General features: G+C 63.0%; 11 protein-coding genes. 4 read left to right on the forward strand and 7 right to left on the reverse strand.

Annotated elements, in window-relative coordinates:
• Positions 1-358: 358 nt before the first annotated feature.
• Positions 359-1,207: a UDP-2,3-diacylglucosamine diphosphatase gene (locus GH656_RS15305; protein ID WP_425495889.1), complete on the forward strand. Its 849-nt coding sequence runs from the start codon at positions 359-361 to the stop codon at positions 1,205-1,207.
• 303 nt (positions 1,208-1,510) lie between these two features.
• Here GH656_RS15305 and GH656_RS15310 read toward each other — a convergent pair whose 3' ends face one another.
• Positions 1,511-2,215, reverse strand: a complete 705-nt coding sequence (locus GH656_RS15310) for a glycosyltransferase family 2 protein (protein ID WP_217352299.1) — start codon at positions 2,213-2,215, stop codon at positions 1,511-1,513.
• Positions 2,216-3,020: 805 nt separating this feature from the next.
• Between GH656_RS15310 and GH656_RS15315 the strand changes: the two genes are divergently transcribed.
• A complete protein-coding gene (locus tag GH656_RS15315) occupies positions 3,021-4,202 on the forward strand; it encodes a TAL effector repeat-containing protein (RefSeq protein ID WP_153076921.1) in 1,182 nt (393 codons plus the stop codon).
• Between the two features lie 137 nt (positions 4,203-4,339).
• On the opposite strand, the gene GH656_RS15320 is transcribed toward GH656_RS15315, so the two are convergent.
• The 6 genes from GH656_RS15320 to GH656_RS15345 form a co-directional block, all read right to left on the reverse strand.
• Entirely contained in the window at positions 4,340-5,044 is a 705-nt protein-coding gene (locus GH656_RS15320; RefSeq protein ID WP_153076922.1) for a lysoplasmalogenase, read from the reverse strand.
• 479 nt (positions 5,045-5,523) lie between these two features.
• Positions 5,524-6,378 carry a heme ABC transporter ATP-binding protein gene (locus GH656_RS15325; protein WP_153076923.1) on the reverse strand — a complete coding sequence of 285 codons (855 nt, stop codon included), beginning with the start codon at positions 6,376-6,378 and terminating at the stop codon, positions 5,524-5,526.
• 29 nt (positions 6,379-6,407) lie between these two features.
• The gene (locus tag GH656_RS15330) at positions 6,408-7,532 is read right to left on the reverse strand and encodes a FecCD family ABC transporter permease (RefSeq protein ID WP_153076924.1); all 1,125 of its coding nucleotides are present in this window, start codon (positions 7,530-7,532) and stop codon (positions 6,408-6,410) included.
• A gap of 222 nt (positions 7,533-7,754) precedes the next feature.
• Positions 7,755-8,663: a heme/hemin ABC transporter substrate-binding protein gene (locus GH656_RS15335; protein WP_153076925.1), complete on the reverse strand. Its 909-nt coding sequence runs from the start codon at positions 8,661-8,663 to the stop codon at positions 7,755-7,757.
• The gene (locus tag GH656_RS15340) at positions 8,660-9,736 is read right to left on the reverse strand and encodes a hemin-degrading factor (protein ID WP_153076926.1); all 1,077 of its coding nucleotides are present in this window, start codon (positions 9,734-9,736) and stop codon (positions 8,660-8,662) included. The genes GH656_RS15335 and GH656_RS15340 overlap by 4 nt, the downstream gene beginning before the upstream one ends.
• Before the next feature lie 57 nt (positions 9,737-9,793).
• A complete protein-coding gene (locus tag GH656_RS15345) occupies positions 9,794-12,067 on the reverse strand; it encodes a TonB-dependent hemoglobin/transferrin/lactoferrin family receptor (RefSeq protein ID WP_153077353.1) in 2,274 nt (757 codons plus the stop codon).
• A 164-nt stretch (positions 12,068-12,231) separates the two neighbouring features.
• Here GH656_RS15345 and GH656_RS15350 point away from each other — a divergent pair, with 164 nt between their 5' ends.
• Together GH656_RS15350 and GH656_RS15355 are read left to right on the forward strand one after the other, a co-directional pair.
• A complete protein-coding gene (locus GH656_RS15350; protein ID WP_153076927.1) occupies positions 12,232-12,588 on the forward strand; it encodes a hypothetical protein in 357 nt (118 codons plus the stop codon).
• A gap of 190 nt (positions 12,589-12,778) precedes the next feature.
• Positions 12,779-17,137 (forward strand): autotransporter domain-containing protein, encoded by a 4,359-nt coding sequence (locus GH656_RS15355; protein ID WP_153076928.1) that lies wholly within the window; start codon positions 12,779-12,781, stop codon positions 17,135-17,137.
• Positions 17,138-17,143: the final 6 nt, after the last annotated feature.

Genomic DNA, 17,143 nt, shown 5'->3' on the forward strand with positions numbered 1-17,143 from the left:
AGGTGTCATGCCCGCATTCCCGGAACGTTCAGGCCGTGATGAGGCGCGCTTCATTCTCTTTGCTGCGACAACACCGTTAGCGCTGCTGCAAAAACAGGACGGCGATGGAACGGGTTTATCGGACCGGTTACTAATGCCGCGATACCGGGTCCATCGGACCACCGGTCCACTCAATCAATGTCTGATTTGCCGTGCCAGCCTGCGTTCGCCAGCGTGCCTGCGAACGTACCGCGCACACCGTACCTCTGCCTTGCACGCGCCGCCATGATGGCGGCGTCTGGTCGCTGACTATCCGGTTGAATCTCGCGTTTTTTCATTGCAGGAAATGAGCATGTGGCAAACAGCCGATTCCAGCGGCATGGCGCATGGCCTGGCAGGCGGTGCGGCGGATGCCGTCAGCGCGCGCTGGCCTGTGCCGCAGATTGAACGCTATCGCACGATCTGGTTGTCCGATATGCATCTCGGTAGTAGTGGCTGTCAGGTGAACTATCTGCTCGACTTTTTACAGCACACCGAATCGCAATACCTGTATCTGGTTGGCGACATCATCGACGGCTGGCGCTTGAAAAAAGATCTCTACTGGCCGCGTTCGCATGGCGATGTGGTGCAGGCGGTTTTGCATAAAGCCCGGACGGGAACGGCGGTCGCATATATCCCTGGCAACCGCGATGAATCCATCCGGCCGTTTTGTGGCTATGTGTTCGGTGAGGTACAGGTGCTTGAGGAGGCGTTTCATCTGACGCTGGCGGGCAAGCGTCTGTGGATCGTGCATGGCGATCTGTTCGATAGCGTGATGCAGCATGCCCGCTGGCTCGCTTGTCTGGGCGCGCGGCTTTATTCCGCCAGCTTGATGCTGGAGCGCTGCTGCAATCTTGGCCGCCGCTGGCTAGGTTTGCCGTACTGGCCGCTGTCGCAATACCTGAAGCGCCAAGTCAAGAACGTTACCCACTTCAGCACCTCATTCGAGCAAGCGGTGGCTGATGGCACGCGTCAGCGTGGCTGCGATGGCATCGTGTGCGGCCATATTCATCAGCCGGAGATCCGCGATATCGACGGCGTGCTGTATTGCAACGATGGTGACTGGGTCGAGAGCCTGTCGGCGTTGGTGGAAACTTTAGATGGCGAACTCAAGCTGGTGTACTGGACCGCTCTGCGGGGTGCCACTACGCCAGCAAGCACGCGCAAGGCGAGGCGGTTTTCTTTGTGAGGTGGTTGCGCTGTTTGTGCGCGTGTGCGTGCGGTGTGCAGTGTGCGGCTGGTTGATTGAGGGGGTATGGGGCCCGGACGCGCTGCGCTTCAGTGGGCCTTGAGATGTGTGTGGGTTAAGCGTTTTTCGTGGTGTGGTGGGGCGCAGCGGGGGCGATGCGGCACTACACGGCCGGCGGCGTTAACTGACACAGATGGCGTAAAGCGTTGCCGCATATCCGTATGCGTTGCAGTAGCGCTTTTTCTCACACGATCAGCGCGGTGCGTACAGAACGAGCGCAGAGCGAGTGCAGAACAACAGTCGTCACTCGCTTCGCACTCGCAGTGAACGCATGTGCCAGATTTGGCAGAGCAGTGTTAGTGGCGCGACAACTTCTAGCAGCTCAGTAAGCATGCGCCACGTGGTCTGCATATTTTTCCAATAGCTTTTCTTGCGGGTTTGCTCGACGCCGTGCCAGTCGATCACGGCGATCTTCAGGTGAGCGGCAACGATCTGGTCATTGATGAAGACTTCGACGCCAAAGCGTGGCAAGCCGTAAAGGGCTGTGAGTTCGGGCTCGACTAGCGCGCGCCGCAGCACGCGCTCGCCTGAGACGAAGTCGATACCAAGTGCGCGGTAGAGCCGCAAGCTGTTTTGCCGCAGGCTCAGGCTGATTTCAGCGCGTCCCGAGCGCACAGGTTCCGTCAGCGCGGTGATGTGCGCTGCGGTGAGGCCTGTCAGGTTGGCATCGAGCAGCATCAGCCATTCGGCGCGAGACGCGGCGATGCCGGTGGCCATGGCGGCGCTTTTGCCCTGGTTGAGCGGTTGCGACAGCAGTTGCACGGACGGATAGCGCCGCACGATTTCGGCGGTGTCGTCGCTTGAGCCATCGTCGACCACGATGACTTCGTTGAGCAGTGGGTGGCGCGACACGATCTCCAGCACTGCACCAATGCCAGCCTCTTCGTTAAAGGCGCAGATCACACATGAGATGCGTGCGCAGGGCGGGGGACCAAGGAGCCTGTTCATGAATAGGGCCTGGCGGTGCCGGTAAGAATCATGGCCGGGGGGCTGATCCAGCGCCGCCGTGCTAGTGGCGAGGCGCTGGGCTTCTGGAGCGCTGGCAGTAGTGAGCTCACCAGGCTGAGGTGACACCGTGCCGGGTAGCTCAGATTTGTGCTGCGGGTGTTGCTTGTGTCGTCGCGCTAGATTCTTGATCGGGTGATGAACTTTTGTGCAAGGACGGGCGTGGTAACGCGCTGGTGTTTGCCCTCGTATGGCTGGTGGCTGGCAATGCATCAAGCCAGGGCACACAGCCAGGGCACACAGCCAGGGCACACAGCCAGGGCGCACAGCCAGGGCGCACAGCCAGGGCGCACAGCCAGGGCGCACAGCCAGGGCACACCATCCGGTTTGCTTCAAGTCACAAGCTAGGTAACGGATTGAGCGTGAAGGTTCCAGGCTGAGGGCCTGGGGTTTCGCCCTGGGTGCTGGCTCGGGGTTATGGCGGTTACGTCCGCGTGGTAACCAAAACGGAAACACGCGAAAGCAGCGGGCCGGTGCAATCAAATGCGCTTTGCTGGCCGATTGATGGAACCCTTCCCGCCTGTTTTGTTACCTAGCAGTACCGAAAACATCCGCTGAGGTCGCGCGCGATGCTTTACGGCTTTCATGGATGAATGGCGCATACCGGTTTATCCAGACTCCCTTGTACTGCGTTGAAGGGCCTTGTTTCAGCGTCAGATTCTGCGCGGCGCTGCCGTGGGCCGGATCGGGCCGAAGCCGGGGGCCAGCGCAGCGCATGCCAACTTGTGTTTTATAGCGAAGTCCTTGCATGTCCCAGCAAAACAATGCCGATCTTCACGGCAGCAGTGTCCTGCCTCACGCCTATTCCTCGTTTTGTCCCGCTTGCGCTGAGCAGTGGGGTGAGTCCGTCGCGGTGCCGTCTGCGCCACGCAGCCCGCTGACGGCTAGCCCGCGGCCAGTGAGCGCGGCGCAATTGCACAGCCCAGCCCAGGTGCAGGCGGGCAAAGCGCGCCGGACGTTGCGCAAGGTGGGGGTTGGCATGCGCTCGCCCGGGGGGGAATTGGGGCTGAGCGCGCTGGCCGATGCCGCAGCCCTAACCAGTGGCTTACCAGAGGTGCAAGCGGTGCAGGCGGCAACGGTCAACGCGGCGCATGCAGCACCGGGCTTCACCTTGAGCCTGGCTGAGCGCGAACCGATTCATGCAATTTTTGGCGGCCGCATGGCGTTGAACTGGCTGAGCCGGCATGGCCAGGCGCTGACCCATGCGCCCTACGGTTTGACGAAAGCGCAGCTTTTGCGTATCGCGGGTAACGATGGCGGCGTGCTGGCGCTGGAGAAGGTCCGGACAGCGCATGCCGGGTTGCGGCAGCAAGGCTATAGCAATACCCAGATCGTGAAGCTCGCCGGTAATGCAGGCGGGGCGCTGGCCTTGGGCAAAGTGCGGACCTTGCATGCTGGGCTGATGGCACTGGGTTACAGCCGGGTGCAGATCGTGAGCGTGGCGGGCAATGTGGGCGGTGCGGCGGCGCTGGAGAAGGTCTGGATCTTGCACGCCAGGCTGGTGCTGCTGGGATATTCGCTGGCCGATATGGTCAGGGTCGCCCGATGTGCAGGCGCGGCGGCCGTGCTGGAGCAACTGGTGACGATGCACGACGCGCTGGTGGCGCTGGGCTATACCCGAGCCGGGGTGCTGCGGATCGCCCTGGCAGGAGCACTGGCGCTGGAGCGCGTCTGGGTGCTGCATGCCGGTTTGAGCGCGTTGGGCTATACCCGCGCGGAGATCGTGACGATGGCGGCGCAGGGCGGGGCGGTGGCGCTGGGCAAAGTGAAGCTATTGCATTCCGGGCTGAGCGCGCATGGCCATGAGCGCGCGGAGATCGTGACGATGGCCGCTCAGGCGGATGGTGCGGCCATCCTTGAAAAAGTGTGGGCGCGTTATGGCAAACGGGAAGCGCTGGAGCGGCTGGGTACGGTTGATACGCACGACTGAGGGCGCGTGATGAGACGCGTTAACGTCTCACGCTGAATCTGGAATCTGGCCGGGTTACTGCGTTGGGTGCTGCTGCTTACCTGGTTCGGTATGCAGATTTTTTGTTTTTGTAAATGAGCCTGGGCCTGAGCGTGCCGCTAAAAGCGCTTCCCGAGGAGCGCAGCGGTAAGGCATAACTGGGCGATAGCGTAGGTCAACCAGATTGCTGGCGCGCTGCCCTTAAATGGCGTGACAAAGCGCTCGATTCCGATCATCGCGTCTGACGCGACGAACAGCAGCCCGCCTACGCCAAGCCAGACGCGAGCGTGGCGCGCGCATAGCGCGAAGCTGGCCATCACGCACAGTGCCAGCATATACAGCGCGACAGGCAGCGCGAGCTCATGCAGTTGTGGCCAGAACACGCTGTATAGCGCGGGTGCGCTGAGCCATATCAGCACCAGCACGGCGACTTGCCAGCGGCCAGGCCGGGCGCGCCAAGGGGCTAGTGTCACGCAGTACGCCAGATGCGTGAGCAAAAAAGCACCCAGCCCACCGATGAATGACCATCCGAGTTGCGGTAGTGCCAGCAACACATCCCCTACTAATGCCGTGAACAACGCAGCGCCGAGCCAGATTCGCTCGCGGCGTGGCCGGTGTGTGGCGCTTAGCGTCGCAGCGATTAGCAGCGTGCATAGCGCCGCTTTGGCGGCTGCTTGAGTGGTTGCTTGAGCGGGCCAGAGTGCAAGGCCCAGCGTGCTGCCATACGCCAGTGCCGCGATGGCGGCGGCTAGCCATAGCGCGATGGTCCAGCGTGAAAGCTCGGGGGTGCCGGTTGTGCTGGTCGCGCGCAGGTCGGATTGCATGAGCCAAACTCCATAACAGAACGCGGAAAACAGAACGCAGAACGCAGAACGCCGTGCGAACGAAGTACGGACGCATAGACGGCGGAGCGCGGTCAAATACTGCAGAGGGAGGAGGTTGCGCCGGGTTGGTGCGGGATGGTACTTGCGCGGGCATCCGCGATCAAGCGGCCATTTTTCGTGTTGACGCAGGGGATGACGCCGCAGGGGATGAAGCGTGCTGCTGGTTTGTAGCCGTGCTGTGCCGGGACGGCGGTGAACAGTGAACAGTGAACAGTGAACAGTGAACAGGACGCGCTGGCGGTGAGCGAGGCGGCCGTTGTTTGATCTTGACCCGCTGTTATCAGAGCTACGGCTCTACGCCTGGCTACTCATTTCGCCCGGGTTTGCAACCTGTGAGAGCGGAGAGCGAAATGAGCTGCGGAACGGTTTGGGTTTGATTCAGCATGCGGCTGCCGTCGCCGCCGCTGGTTCTCTTCATCTCAGGCAGGCACCGCGACGGGTGCGCTGGCGTGCCCGGTATCAATCATCCGCACGGCAAAACCAAAGCACTGGCTGACCAGTTCGGGCTGCATCATCTCGCGTGGTGTGCCGCTGGCGAGGATCGTGCCGTCCGCGAGCAATGCGAGCCTGTCGGCGTGGCGTGCGGCCAGATTGGGGTCATGCACGATGGTGAGCGCGCCAATCCCCCAGTCGCGGGTGAGCGTGCGCACGGTGGCGAGCAAGCGGTGCTGGTGCGCCAGATCGAGCGCGGCGGTTGGCTCATCGAGTAGCAGGTAGCGCGGCGTGGCGGACGCTGTGGCAGGCGTGATGCTGGTGTCCGGCCAGAGCTGCGCGAGCACCCGGGCGAACTGGACCCGCGCGAGTTCGCCGCCTGACAGCGTGGTGATCTCGCGTCCAGCCAGCGTTTCAGCCCCGGCTAGTTCAAGTGCTGCGCCGACGATTTCCCTGTCGCGCCGGGCAGGCGTGCCGCCTGTCATATGCGGATAGCGGCCGAGCAACACGATCTCTTCAACACTAAATGGAAACACCGGCTGCGAGGCTTGCGGTAATACCGCGCGCAGGCGTGCCAGGCGCTGGGGCGCAATCGTGCTCAAGGTCTCGCCGTTGAGCGTGGTGGCTCCTGAGAGCCCCGCTGCGGCTTTTCCTGTGCGCGCGGCTTTGCCGCTTGCCGGGGAGGGATTCAGCTCGCCTGCCAGGACTTTCAGCAATGTGCTTTTACCCACGCCATTGCGCCCCAGCAGCGCGGTGAGCTCGCCGGGTTTGATGTCGAGGGAAAGATCGCGCAGCACGGGCTTGGTGCCGCGTGTGACGTTCAGGTTCAGGGTTTTCAGCATCAGAGTTCAGAGGGCGGAGTGCAGCGTAGTTACAGGCCAAGCTGACTGCGGCTGCGCCACAGCAACACGAGGAAGAACGGAGCGCCAAGCAGTGCGGTCAGAATGCCCAGCGGGACTTCTGCTGGTGTGGCAATGGTGCGCGCGGCGAGGTCGGCCAGCACGGTCAGGGTCGCGCCGAGCAGCATCGCGCCAGGCATGACGACTCGCTGGTCGGGGCCGCAGGCCAGCCGCACACAATGCGGGGCGACGAGACCGATAAAGCCGATGATGCCGGTGCATGACACCAGCGCGCCAACGCTGAGCGCCGAGGCCACCAGCACCGTGCGCTTGACCTTTTGCGTCGGCACACCGAGGTGCTGTGCTTCGGTTTCACCTAACTGCATCGCATTTAGCGCATAGCTGTGACGCGCGATTAGCGCCACACCAAGCAGCACGAACGGCAGGATCGTGACGATCATCGGCCACGCCGCGCCGCCCAGGCTGCCGAGGCTCCAGAACGTCAACGAGCGGAGTTGTGCGTCGTCGGCGATATACGTCAGCAAGCCAATCGCGGCCCCCACCAGCGCATTGATGGCGATCCCCGCCAGCAGCAATAGCGGCAGCGCAAGGCGGCCACGTGCTGCTGCGAGCCGGTACACCAGCGCGGACACCAGCAACGCACCCGCGAATGCCGCGAGCGGCAGCAGCCCGAGCGCGGCGGCACCAAGCAGCGGCCCGAGCACGATCAGGGTGGAGGCTCCCAGCGCTGCGCCACTCGAAATGCCAATCAGCCCAGGGTCGGCCAGCGGATTGCGAAATAGCGCCTGCAACGCGCTGCCTGCCGCGCCAAAGCCGGCTCCGACCAGCAGCGCCAGTACGACGCGCGGCAAACGGATATTGAACAGTACGGCCTGGGCTTGTTGCAGCGCTGGGTTAGCGAGCCCATCGGCCTGGCTGGCGAAGAGCGCGGCCCAGACCTGGGCTGGGCTCAACGGGTACGCGCCGATGCAGATTGCTGCCAGCGTGGTGAGCACCAGCGCGGTGCCAAGGCCAGCAAACAGCAGGAGCGCGGCGCGGCGTCGTCGTTCGGCGAGGTTGCCAGCGCTGGCAGCAACCGCCGCGAGGGCCGGACGCGGCGCGGGCGGTTGTGCGGAAGAAACGGTGTCGGAGCTCATCGGGGAGGGCGGCTTAAGGACAGGGTCCGGGGCAAAGTCCGGGACGGGGTAAGGAAAAGGCATTGCCGGGTAGTGACGGGTGCAGTGTGCACCCGTGCATTTGCGACGGCCATTGCCACGGCTGCCACGGCTGCCACGGTCACACCTCACCGCCGCAGCGGCAAAGCGTGCCGCTGCGGCGGTGAGGTGGCAATGGCGGCGGGAAGTGCGCAGGAAGTGCCATTAGGCCCGGGTTTGCTGCAAACGCTGGTTCAGGGTGCTGAGCGCCTGCGGCAGACGCGGCCCGAAGCCCAGCAGAAACAGCGTGTCGAGTGCCACCACCCGCTTGTCGCGGCCTGCGGGCGTGGCGCTAAAACCAGGGCTGGCTAGCAGCTTGTCTATGCCGCCCGAGGCTTTTAGGCCTTCGTCGGTGGTCAGCACGACATCGGGTGCAGCGCTGACCAGCGCTTCAGCCGACAGCGGCCGGTAGCCATTGAAACCCTGCATCGCGTTGCGTACGCCTGCGTAGCTCAGCATCGCATCGGCGGCGGTGCGCTGCCCCGCGACCATCGGCTGGTTGCCGCTTTGATTCAGCACGAACAGCACGTTCAGCGGTTTGTTCCGGTGTGTCAGCGGGGATGCGGCGACCTCAGCCAGTGATTGTTTCCAGTCACTTTCGACCTTGGCGCGCAGGGTCTTACCTGCTGCGTTGACGTCAAGCGCTTGCGCGATGCCGGTGATTTTTTCCAGCACAGATTCGATGTTGTGATGCTCAGGAAAGGCAATCACCTTGACGCCTGCCTGCTTGACCTGTGCCAGCACGTTCGGCGGCCCGGCTTCGGCGGACGCCAGGATCAGATCTGGCCGCAGCGACAGCAGCCCTTCGGCAGACAGGGCGCGTTGATAGCCGACCTTGGGCAGGGCATTGGCCGCGGCTGGATAGGTGCAGGTGGTATCGGCACCGACCAGCGTGCCGTGCGCTCCGCCTTGTGCGCCGAGCGCATACACCACTTCAGCCAGCGCACCGCCCAGCACGATCACGCGCGGCTGGGCCGGTGCCGCCTGGGCCTGGCGGCCCAGCGTCCCCAGCAATAACGCCCCGCCGCCGAGCATCAGCAGGCGGCGGTGGCGATTGAGGCCGGCCGTGCTCATGCGAGCGCCTTGTCGCGCAGTGGTGCCAGACCCGCAATCAGGTCACGCCAGCCTTCGAGCTCCGGTGTGCCAGGCTTGCGCGCGCCGAACAGCATGGCGATGTTTTCACCGTTGGCGTCGAACAGCTCAAGCGAGGTGACGATGCCATCGCTCGTGGGCTTGCGCACCACCCAGGCGCTGGCGATCAGATCGGCGCGCAGATGCAGGTTGAAACCTGGGTCCAGCACGTTGAGCCACGGTCCCATCACGCGGATGTCTTTCACCGGGCCGCTGTGGATCTGGATCATGCCGCGATTGCCGACGAACACCATGATCGGCAAGTCGATTTGCGCAGCGCTTTCGAGGACGCCTTGCAGTTCATCGTTGGCAACCGGCTGGGCATAGCTGCGCGGGGCCAGGCGCAGGGCCTGAGTGCGTGCCAGACCAAACTTGCGCAGCATGCCGAAGAACTGGTGCGTGTCCGTCATCGCGTCCCAGGCGGCGTGAAAGCCCGCGACATCGATTTCGCTATCAGGTTTGACCGCAGGAGCAGCCGGGGCGGGCGCAACGTTCAGGCCGCCAACTTGCTCATCCATGCTCCAGCGCTCGACCAGCGCATCGAATGCTGCGTGGTCGCTATGCTCGCGCAGATAGATCTTGTGCACGGCATGGCCTTGCGCGTCGAAAAACTGCAGGCTTTTTTGTGGGCCGCGCGGGGTGTCTTCGACCACGGCAAAACCCGAGGCCCAGCTGTGATAGAAAATTCGCAGATCAATCAGTTCACCCAGTGCCAGCCCGACGGTGCCGTCATGGCTCATCTTTTCGTAGGGGCCGTCTTTCTCGTGCACTGCCGCTTCGTTGCGCGTGAGCGCCATCACACGGCCCAGTTGTGGCACCTCTTCCATGATTTCGATGAAGCTCGGCTTCAGCCGCACGACTTCATGGCCAACAAACGCGGCCAGCGCTTCGCCTTCGCTGATACCCATCGCATGCGCGGCTTCACGGTTGCGCAGCTTTTGGGTTTCTTTCAGCTTCAGGAATTCTTGCTGCAATTGCTGCAGGGCTGGTGCCTCGGTAAGGGTGGAAGTCAGCATGTCAGGTTCCTTGGGACTAGATAAAAGTAAGTGGGCAAGCAGATAAAACAGTCAGCATCAGAAGTCGATTTTCATGCTGACGGAGAAGCTACGGCCCGGCGCGGTGTAGGCATCCTTGATTGGTGATGTCTCAGCGATGCCGCGCACGTCAGACCAGTTCCAGTACTGGCGGTCGAACAGGTTGAGCACGCCGAAATAAGCGATCACGTGCTTGTTGAAGCGGTATCCCGCGCGCAGATCGACGACGAATGACGACGGGGGCGCGAAGCAGGGCCCAGGCGTGCATGACTTGGTGCCGATGTCGCTGGATTTTTTCGAAGCTTGATATAGCAAGTCGGCTTGGGCAAACCAGCGCTCGCTCGGTTCGTAGCGAATGCCGAACACGGCCGAAAACGGGTTGATCGAATCGAGCGGCTGGCTGGCGACGTTGGAGCTGTCGACGCTGCCCTTGGTGAAGGCCATCGCGGTTTTTACCGAGAAGCCGTGCGGCAGAAACCATTCGGCGCGGCCTTCGAGGCCATGGATATACGCCTTGGAGAAGTTCACGTACTGGAACACCAGCGGGTCGGTTGCGGTGCCGGTGCCACCGATGGTTTGCTGCGCGATGAAGTCGTTGTAGCGCCCGGTGAAGGCTGCCGCGCTGTAGCGCAGCGGACCGAAGCCAGTGCCCAGCTTGCCGCGCAGACCGATTTCGATGGTGTCGCTGGTTTCCGGCTTGAGGTTGGGATTGCCGATCGAGGTGTAGCCATAGACCGGATTGGCGAACGCGTTATTCACCTGGTCGGGCGAGGGGGCGCGAAAGCCGTGGGCGTATTGCGCGTAGGGAATCAGCGCGGATGACACCTCGTAGAGCACAGCGATGCGTGGCGACAGCGCGTTGTCGCTCGATGAAACCGGTGTGCCCGCATATTGCAGGTCGCCGCTCTTCGCGCTCAGCTTGTAGGTATCGAAGCGCAGGCCCGGGGTGACGCTCAGCGCGCCATAGCTGATCTGGTCCTGGACGAAGGCGCCCATCAGCGTGTAATCGGTGTCCGGGAACGGCTTGTTCGGGAACGGCTGCTCACCGACGCCTGGCACCGCGCCATTGCGCAACGCCGAGATGTGATCGACGCTGCCATCCGCGCCGTACAGCAGCTTGTGTTTCAGGATGCCGGAGGTAAAGCCGCTTTCAGCAAAGGCCGAGCCGCCGATCATGCGCTCGCTGTAGGTGCCAAGACGGCTGCGTGATGGCGCATTGCCGCGGACTTCGAATGAGCTTTGGTCTTGCGATGCGTCCTGGTAAAAGAACTGCACGTGCGCGGTCTGGAAGTAACGCGCGGCTTCGTTCTTGAAGTCGTAATCAACGCTGTAGCGGTTGCGCTCCATCCGGTCGTGCGCTTCAAGCGCGAGCGTGGTGGGTGGCTTGATCGCTGACAGCACATTGGTATCGACGCGCTGGCGCACGGTTTCGACGGTGAACTTGAAGGTGTCGTAAGGCGTTGGCGTGACGACGATCTTGCCCAGCAGCGATTCGGAGTAGGTGTTTTGTGGATTGGCGGTGGTGCGCAGCGGGCCTGCGCTGTTGTTTGAACCGTTGTTATCGGTTTCGTGGCCAAGGCGTCCGTCGACGATCAACATGCCTTGCACCAGATCGTTGCCGCCAGCGGCGGTCAGCGTGCCGCCCACGCTGCGGTCTGATGAGTCGTAGCCCGCCCGCGCGGAGAAATACGTGGGCTTGCCATAGATTTCGAGCAGATCGCGCGGGTTTTTCGTAATGAAGTTGACCGCGCCAGTCAGGCCGTCGCTGCCATACAGCGCCGAAGCCGGGCCGCGCAGGATTTCGATGCGCTGCAAGGTGCTGAGATCAGCGTAATCGCCACGGCCTGCTTCGAGCGGGCCAAACGAAAACGAACTGGGCATGCGGATGCCGTCTTCCATCATCAGGATGCGGTTGCCTTCCAGCCCGCGAATATTGATGCTCGAATCGCCGTCGCGTCCACCGCCCTGGGCGGCCGATGTCGGGCGATAGGCCGTGCGCCGCACGGTGACACCAGGCTCGTAGCGCAACGCTTCTTTCACGGTGTCAGCCTGGGTTTCTTCCAGGTCCTGCTCGGTAATCACAGAGATGCTGGCCGCTGTGCGGCTGACGGCGCTGGCTGTGCGGGTGGCTGTCACGGTGACAGGTTCCAGTAGCGCGGCTTGACTGGCGGTGCTGCGCGCGGCGACTTGCTGAACTTCGCTGGTGCCAGCGATCTGCTGGGCCGGTGCGGTGCTGTCGCCTGCTGCATGGGCCTGGGACGACCAGATGCCAAGCGCGCCAAACAGCATGATGGACAGCGGACGCCGCGCCAGATGGATGTGATGCACGTTAATTCTCCCGATCTCAGAGATCTGTCAATGACTATTGGCTGGGTGAAAAACGGCACCTGGCTAGGAATTCGCGGAACTTGCGCGGTGAGCCGGTCAGTAACTGGGTTGTACGGACGGACGCGCCACTTTATGGGGAATGAGAATCATTGTCAATTGAAAGTAATGCACCTTGCATCATAAAGTTCCCGCTTAATGCCGCGAAATTTCCCAGGAAAAACCCGAATTTCGGAAGTGATTGTTGGGTTTTTGTCAGAAATGGATCGGCGACGATATTTTTCTTTTTTTTGCCCGCAGTTGAGGTGAGGTACCGAGCCTCGATGAATGCTCATGTGTTTGATGAGCTTGCGCGTGAATTCCGCGCGGGTGCTCGCTTCTCGCATGCATGTCGCATCGAAAGGATTCCGCCCCAATGGAACGAAGTGCAGCGTGCTGGTTACTTAAAGCGCAAGCCAGATTGCGTCTGGATGCAGGCCAACTGCCCCGTTGAGCAGGTTGGCCGGTGAGCGTGGCTGCAGCTCGTTGCCGCCATTGCTAGCCAGCGGGAAGTGCGCTCCAGATCCTTCTCAGCACAAACCCACCGGGCCCGTGCCGCATGAGCACGGCGGGCAGAGCGGTCACGCCACATACGCGTGACGAGGCCGAGCGAGCCACTCAGTGGCTCAGATTAGGTCCGGCCGTCTGTCGAGGTTTTATATGAACCATATTTACAGCGTCGTCTGGAATTCCACCTTGCGCTTGCTTCAGGTCGCTTCCGAGCAGGTTCGCTCGCGTAGCGGCACGTCTGGAGCCAAGCGGGTGCGCGGGGCTCAAGTGGCGGCTGCCGCGCTCCTCGTGCCGCAACCGGCACAGACTCCGGCCAGTGCGTTGAAAGGCACGCTGGTTCCTGGCGCTAGCTTCGCGCTCACACAGCGGTGCTCCGTCTTTGCGTGCCGCTCAGGCGTCGTGGTCAGCACGCTGCTGCTGGGACTAGCGGCACCGTTGCAGTCGGCTCAGGCGGATAGCCCGGGCGGTGGCGATCCGATGAGTGAGGGTGTTGCCCCGGGTGGCGCGGGCAACGGCCATGGCGGAACGGGGGGCATGCCGAGAACCATGCCAGGTACGGTAGGTGTTGGCGGTGTTGGCGGTGAGGGCGGCGATGGCGGTGTTGAGCTTATTCCGTCGGATGGAGGCAAGGGTGGTGCGGTGGGCATGGATACCGGCGGGAGTCCGGCGGGCTCGGTGACAGGCGAGGCAGGCGGATGGGGAGGGGCAGCCTTGGGCGCCAGCGGCAGCGGCGGGGGTGGAGGCGGCGGTGGCGCTGGTGCCTGGTCTTCTGTGGTCAATGATTCGGTGACGAACGCAGTGGGTTTCACCATTCAGGGCGGGGCAGGCGGCATGGGTGGTAGTGGCGCTCTCTTTGCGCCTGCCGGCGGTGGTGGTGGCGGTGGCAGCGGCATCACGCTGGACAGTGGGACGCTTGATAATTCCGGCACGATCAAGGGTGGCGCAGGTGGCGCAGGCGGCTCGAATACGACGATTGCAGGTAGCGGCGGTGGCGGTGGTGATGGGGTGAATGTCATCGGTGGCGAGGTTACGCTGACCAACACCGGCACGATTACCGGTGGCGCGGGCGGCATCAATGGCATGGCTTTCAACAGCGATGACAATGGCAGCGGCGGTTCGGGCGGGAACGGCGTCACGATGAGTGACGGGGTGCTGGCTAACCAGAGCGGTGGATCTATCAGCGGTGGCGCTGGCGCGAGCGTGACGTCAGGTTTTGGCGTGGGAGGCAATGGCGGCGCGGGAGTCGAGATCAGCGGCAACAGCGAGAACGTCAACCTCTGGAATGCGGCGGGCGCGACGATTACGGGTGGTGCTGCGGGCCAGGGGGGTAACCCGGGCATTGACCCGGTTGACCCGAGTATCGGTGCCAACGGCAGCGCTGGCGTGGGCATCACCGGGGCCAATCTGCGTGTGCTCAACGCGGGCACGATCTCGGGTGGCCGGGAGGTGGATGGCAGTTATGCCGCGGCGGTGGTGTTTACGGGTGGCACTAACGTGTTCGAGCTGGATCCCGGTGGCGTCGTGCTGGGCAAGGTGGATGCCACGGCGGGCATTAGCAGCACGCTGGTACTGGGTGGCGAGGGCACGGCCAGCTTCAATGCCGGGGCGATTGGCACCGACTATGTCGGCTTCCAGTCGTATCAAAAAAACGGCAGCGGGACCTGGACCCTTACCGGCAGCAATGCCGGGCTAACGCCATGGCGGCTGAAACAAGGCACTTTGTCGATCGCTGAGGAGGGCAGCCTCGGCGACGTCAGCCAGGCGCTGCGCTTCAATGGCGGCACGCTCAATACCAGCGCCAGCTTCGAGATGCAGCGCTCGTTCAACCTATCGGATCTTGGTGGCACGATTGACACCAATGCCAATACGACGCTGACGGTCCTCAACACCATTGAGGGCGAAGGCAGACTGACCAAGACCGGTGACGGCACGCTCGTACTCGATGGCGACAATTCGTATCGCAATGGCACGGTGTTGAAGGGCGGCACGGTCCTTGTCTCGCAGGATAAAAATCTGGGTGAGAGCGGTGCCCGCCTGTTCTTCGATGGCGGCACGCTGGCGACGAGCTCGAGCTTTATCACGGACCGCTCGATCAACCTCGCGCTGGGCGGTGGCAGCTTCTCCGTTCCTGACACGCAAAACCTGACCTTGACGAACACGATTTCCGGCATCGGCGGAATACGCAAGCTGGGTGCGGGCACGCTGACCCTGGAAGGGCTTAATGACTACACCGGCAGCTCGGAATTCCACGAAGGCACAGTGGCGATTAGCGCGGACGCTAACCTGGGCGATGCTGCTGGCTCGCTAGTGTTCAGCGGCGGCACGCTGGAAGCTACGCAGGGGATGACGCTCAACCGCGCCACGATCTTGCAGGGCGGCGTGCCCGGTGTGAGCGCAGGCGGTGGCACGTTGCAGGCCGATAGCGGCACGCTGGTTTTTGCCGGGCAGATTGCGGGCCCAGGCGGGCTCACCAAAACCGGCGCTGGCACTTTGCAGATCACGGGCGCGAATCTCTATACCGGTGGCACTACCGTTGGCGCGGGCACGCTCGAAGTCAATAGCAGCGGTCACGGCCTTGGCACCGGCAACGTGACGGTCGCAGCGGCAGGCGGCGCGCCGGATGCCACGCTGCGCTTCATTGGCAATAGCCGCGCAGACGATCTGTCGATCTCCACCGGGGCTAATGGCACGCTCGCGTTTGCTGGGGCGTCGAACGCCGCAGGCGCGAAGGTGCTGAATAACCTCGGCGGCACGGTTGATCTGGGTGCGCTGAGCAGCGCCAGCATGGCCATCGGCTCGCTGTCGGGTGCTGGCCAGGTCAAGCTGGGCCACGCTAGCGTCACCCTCGGCGGGTTAAACCGGGACGACACGATTAGCGGTGCCATCACCGATGACGCGAGCAATGGCGCGGGCGGTGGCAGCGCTGCGCTGTACAAGTCCGGCACGGGCAACCTGACGCTGAACGGGATGAATTCCTATTCCGGTGGCACCTCGGTCAACCAGGGACAGCTCACGATTGGCGACGCGTTTAATTCAGGCGCGACGACGGCGGGTGATGTTCAGGTGGCGACGCCCGGCTTGTTACGTGGTTTCGGCACCATCGGTGGCAGCGTGCTGAATCAGGGCACGGTCTGGCCTGGCGGCAGCACGATGGGCCAGTTGTCGCTGCAAGGCAACTACACCCAGAGTGCTAGCGGCACCTTGCAGATCGACGTGAATCCGAACCAGGCATCGCTGCTCAAGGTGGGCGGCGCAGTCAGTCTGAATGGCACGCTGTCGCTGCTGTACGCACCAGGCACCTATCGCGCGACCACCTATCAGATCGTCAGCTCGAATGGCCTAAGTGGCAGCTTCAGCACGGTGAGCACCAATGCGAACCAGCCGAACAACCTGATCCAGTCGGTGCTAACCAGCCAGACGGGCGTGGTGCTGTCGTTGAGCAATCCGGTGGGGCCGGTTGATCCTTCTAACCCCAGCACGCCGGTTGATCCTGGCACTCCCGGCACTCCTGGTAACCCCGGTGGCCCGGTGGTGCTTGCGCCGACCAATGCGACGCTGTTTGGCGCGCTGGGTTCAGCGGCGATGCGTGAAGGCCAGCGGGTGAATGACGTGCTGCTGGAGCGTCTGAGCCGGTTAGCGGGCGCTTGCCCGAGCGGAGCCAGCTCAGACGCTGTGAACTGCCAGCCGCGGGGCCGTTATGCCTGGGTCCAGGCGACGGGCGATGTGGCGCGCGTTGGCGGCAATCATGGCGCGCCGGGCTACACGGATCGCCGGTATGGCTTTCTGGCGGGGGTTGAGCGGCAATTCAACGCATGGACCGCAGGGGTGGCCGGAGGCTATAGCCATGCCGATGTCACCGAAGACCAGACCGGCAGCAGCGGCACGATTGATACGTTGCGTATCGCGGGCTACGGCGGCCGCGCGCTGGGGCCGGTGAATCTTGCAGGGACGTTTGGTTATGCGCACGACTTCCTGGCCTCAAGCCGCAATTTCGGCAGCTTCGGCAATGCGGATGGCAATAGTCAGGGGGACGAACTGCATCTGGGAGCCCAGGTCAGCTTGCCGCTGAACCTCGGACGCTTCGTCGTGACACCGCGTGCGGGCGTGCGCTATCAGTACTTTCATGGCAGCGCGTTTGACGAGTCAGGCCCGACGAACCAGAACCTGGCAGTAGAGGGGCAAAACCTGCAGAGCCTGCAGCCGTATTTCGGCGTAACAGCCGCTTACCCATTCCTCGCAATGGGCCAGCGGCCGGGCCTGGTGGAAGTGCGCCTCGGTTACGCCTACGAAACGCTTGATCCGTCACGCGCTGTGGCGGTGACGGCGGCAGATGGGACGGGTTTTGTGGTGCCGGGCACCACGGCGTCACGAGGGATGCTGAGTGCCGGAGTCGGCGTCAAGCTGCCACTGCGCAAGGCTCTCGATTTGAGCGCGAGCTACGACACGCTGCTGCATACCGGCAATGTGTCAGGCCAGGCGCTTAGGGTGTCGCTGAGTTACCGCTTCTAGCGTTTT

It is taken from the genome of Paraburkholderia bonniea (assembly GCF_009455625.1).
Classification (GTDB): domain Bacteria; phylum Pseudomonadota; class Gammaproteobacteria; order Burkholderiales; family Burkholderiaceae; genus Paraburkholderia; species Paraburkholderia bonniea.

What these genes read in the sequence shown, in the direction of transcription:
- GH656_RS15305 (WP_425495889.1), top strand. Translation starts at nt 359, where the DNA reads ATGGCGCATGGCCTGGCAGGCGGTGCGGCGGATGCCGTCAGCGCGCGC.
- GH656_RS15310 (WP_217352299.1), bottom strand. Translation starts at nt 2,215, where the DNA reads ATGAACAGGCTCCTTGGTCCCCCGCCCTGCGCACGCATCTCATGTGTG.
- GH656_RS15315 (WP_153076921.1), top strand. Translation starts at nt 3,021, where the DNA reads ATGTCCCAGCAAAACAATGCCGATCTTCACGGCAGCAGTGTCCTGCCT.
- GH656_RS15320 (WP_153076922.1), bottom strand. Translation starts at nt 5,044, where the DNA reads ATGCAATCCGACCTGCGCGCGACCAGCACAACCGGCACCCCCGAGCTT.
- GH656_RS15325 (WP_153076923.1), bottom strand. Translation starts at nt 6,378, where the DNA reads ATGCTGAAAACCCTGAACCTGAACGTCACACGCGGCACCAAGCCCGTG.
- GH656_RS15330 (WP_153076924.1), bottom strand. Translation starts at nt 7,532, where the DNA reads ATGAGCTCCGACACCGTTTCTTCCGCACAACCGCCCGCGCCGCGTCCG.
- GH656_RS15335 (WP_153076925.1), bottom strand. Translation starts at nt 8,663, where the DNA reads ATGAGCACGGCCGGCCTCAATCGCCACCGCCGCCTGCTGATGCTCGGC.
- GH656_RS15340 (WP_153076926.1), bottom strand. Translation starts at nt 9,736, where the DNA reads ATGCTGACTTCCACCCTTACCGAGGCACCAGCCCTGCAGCAATTGCAG.
- GH656_RS15355 (WP_153076928.1), top strand. Translation starts at nt 12,779, where the DNA reads ATGAACCATATTTACAGCGTCGTCTGGAATTCCACCTTGCGCTTGCTT.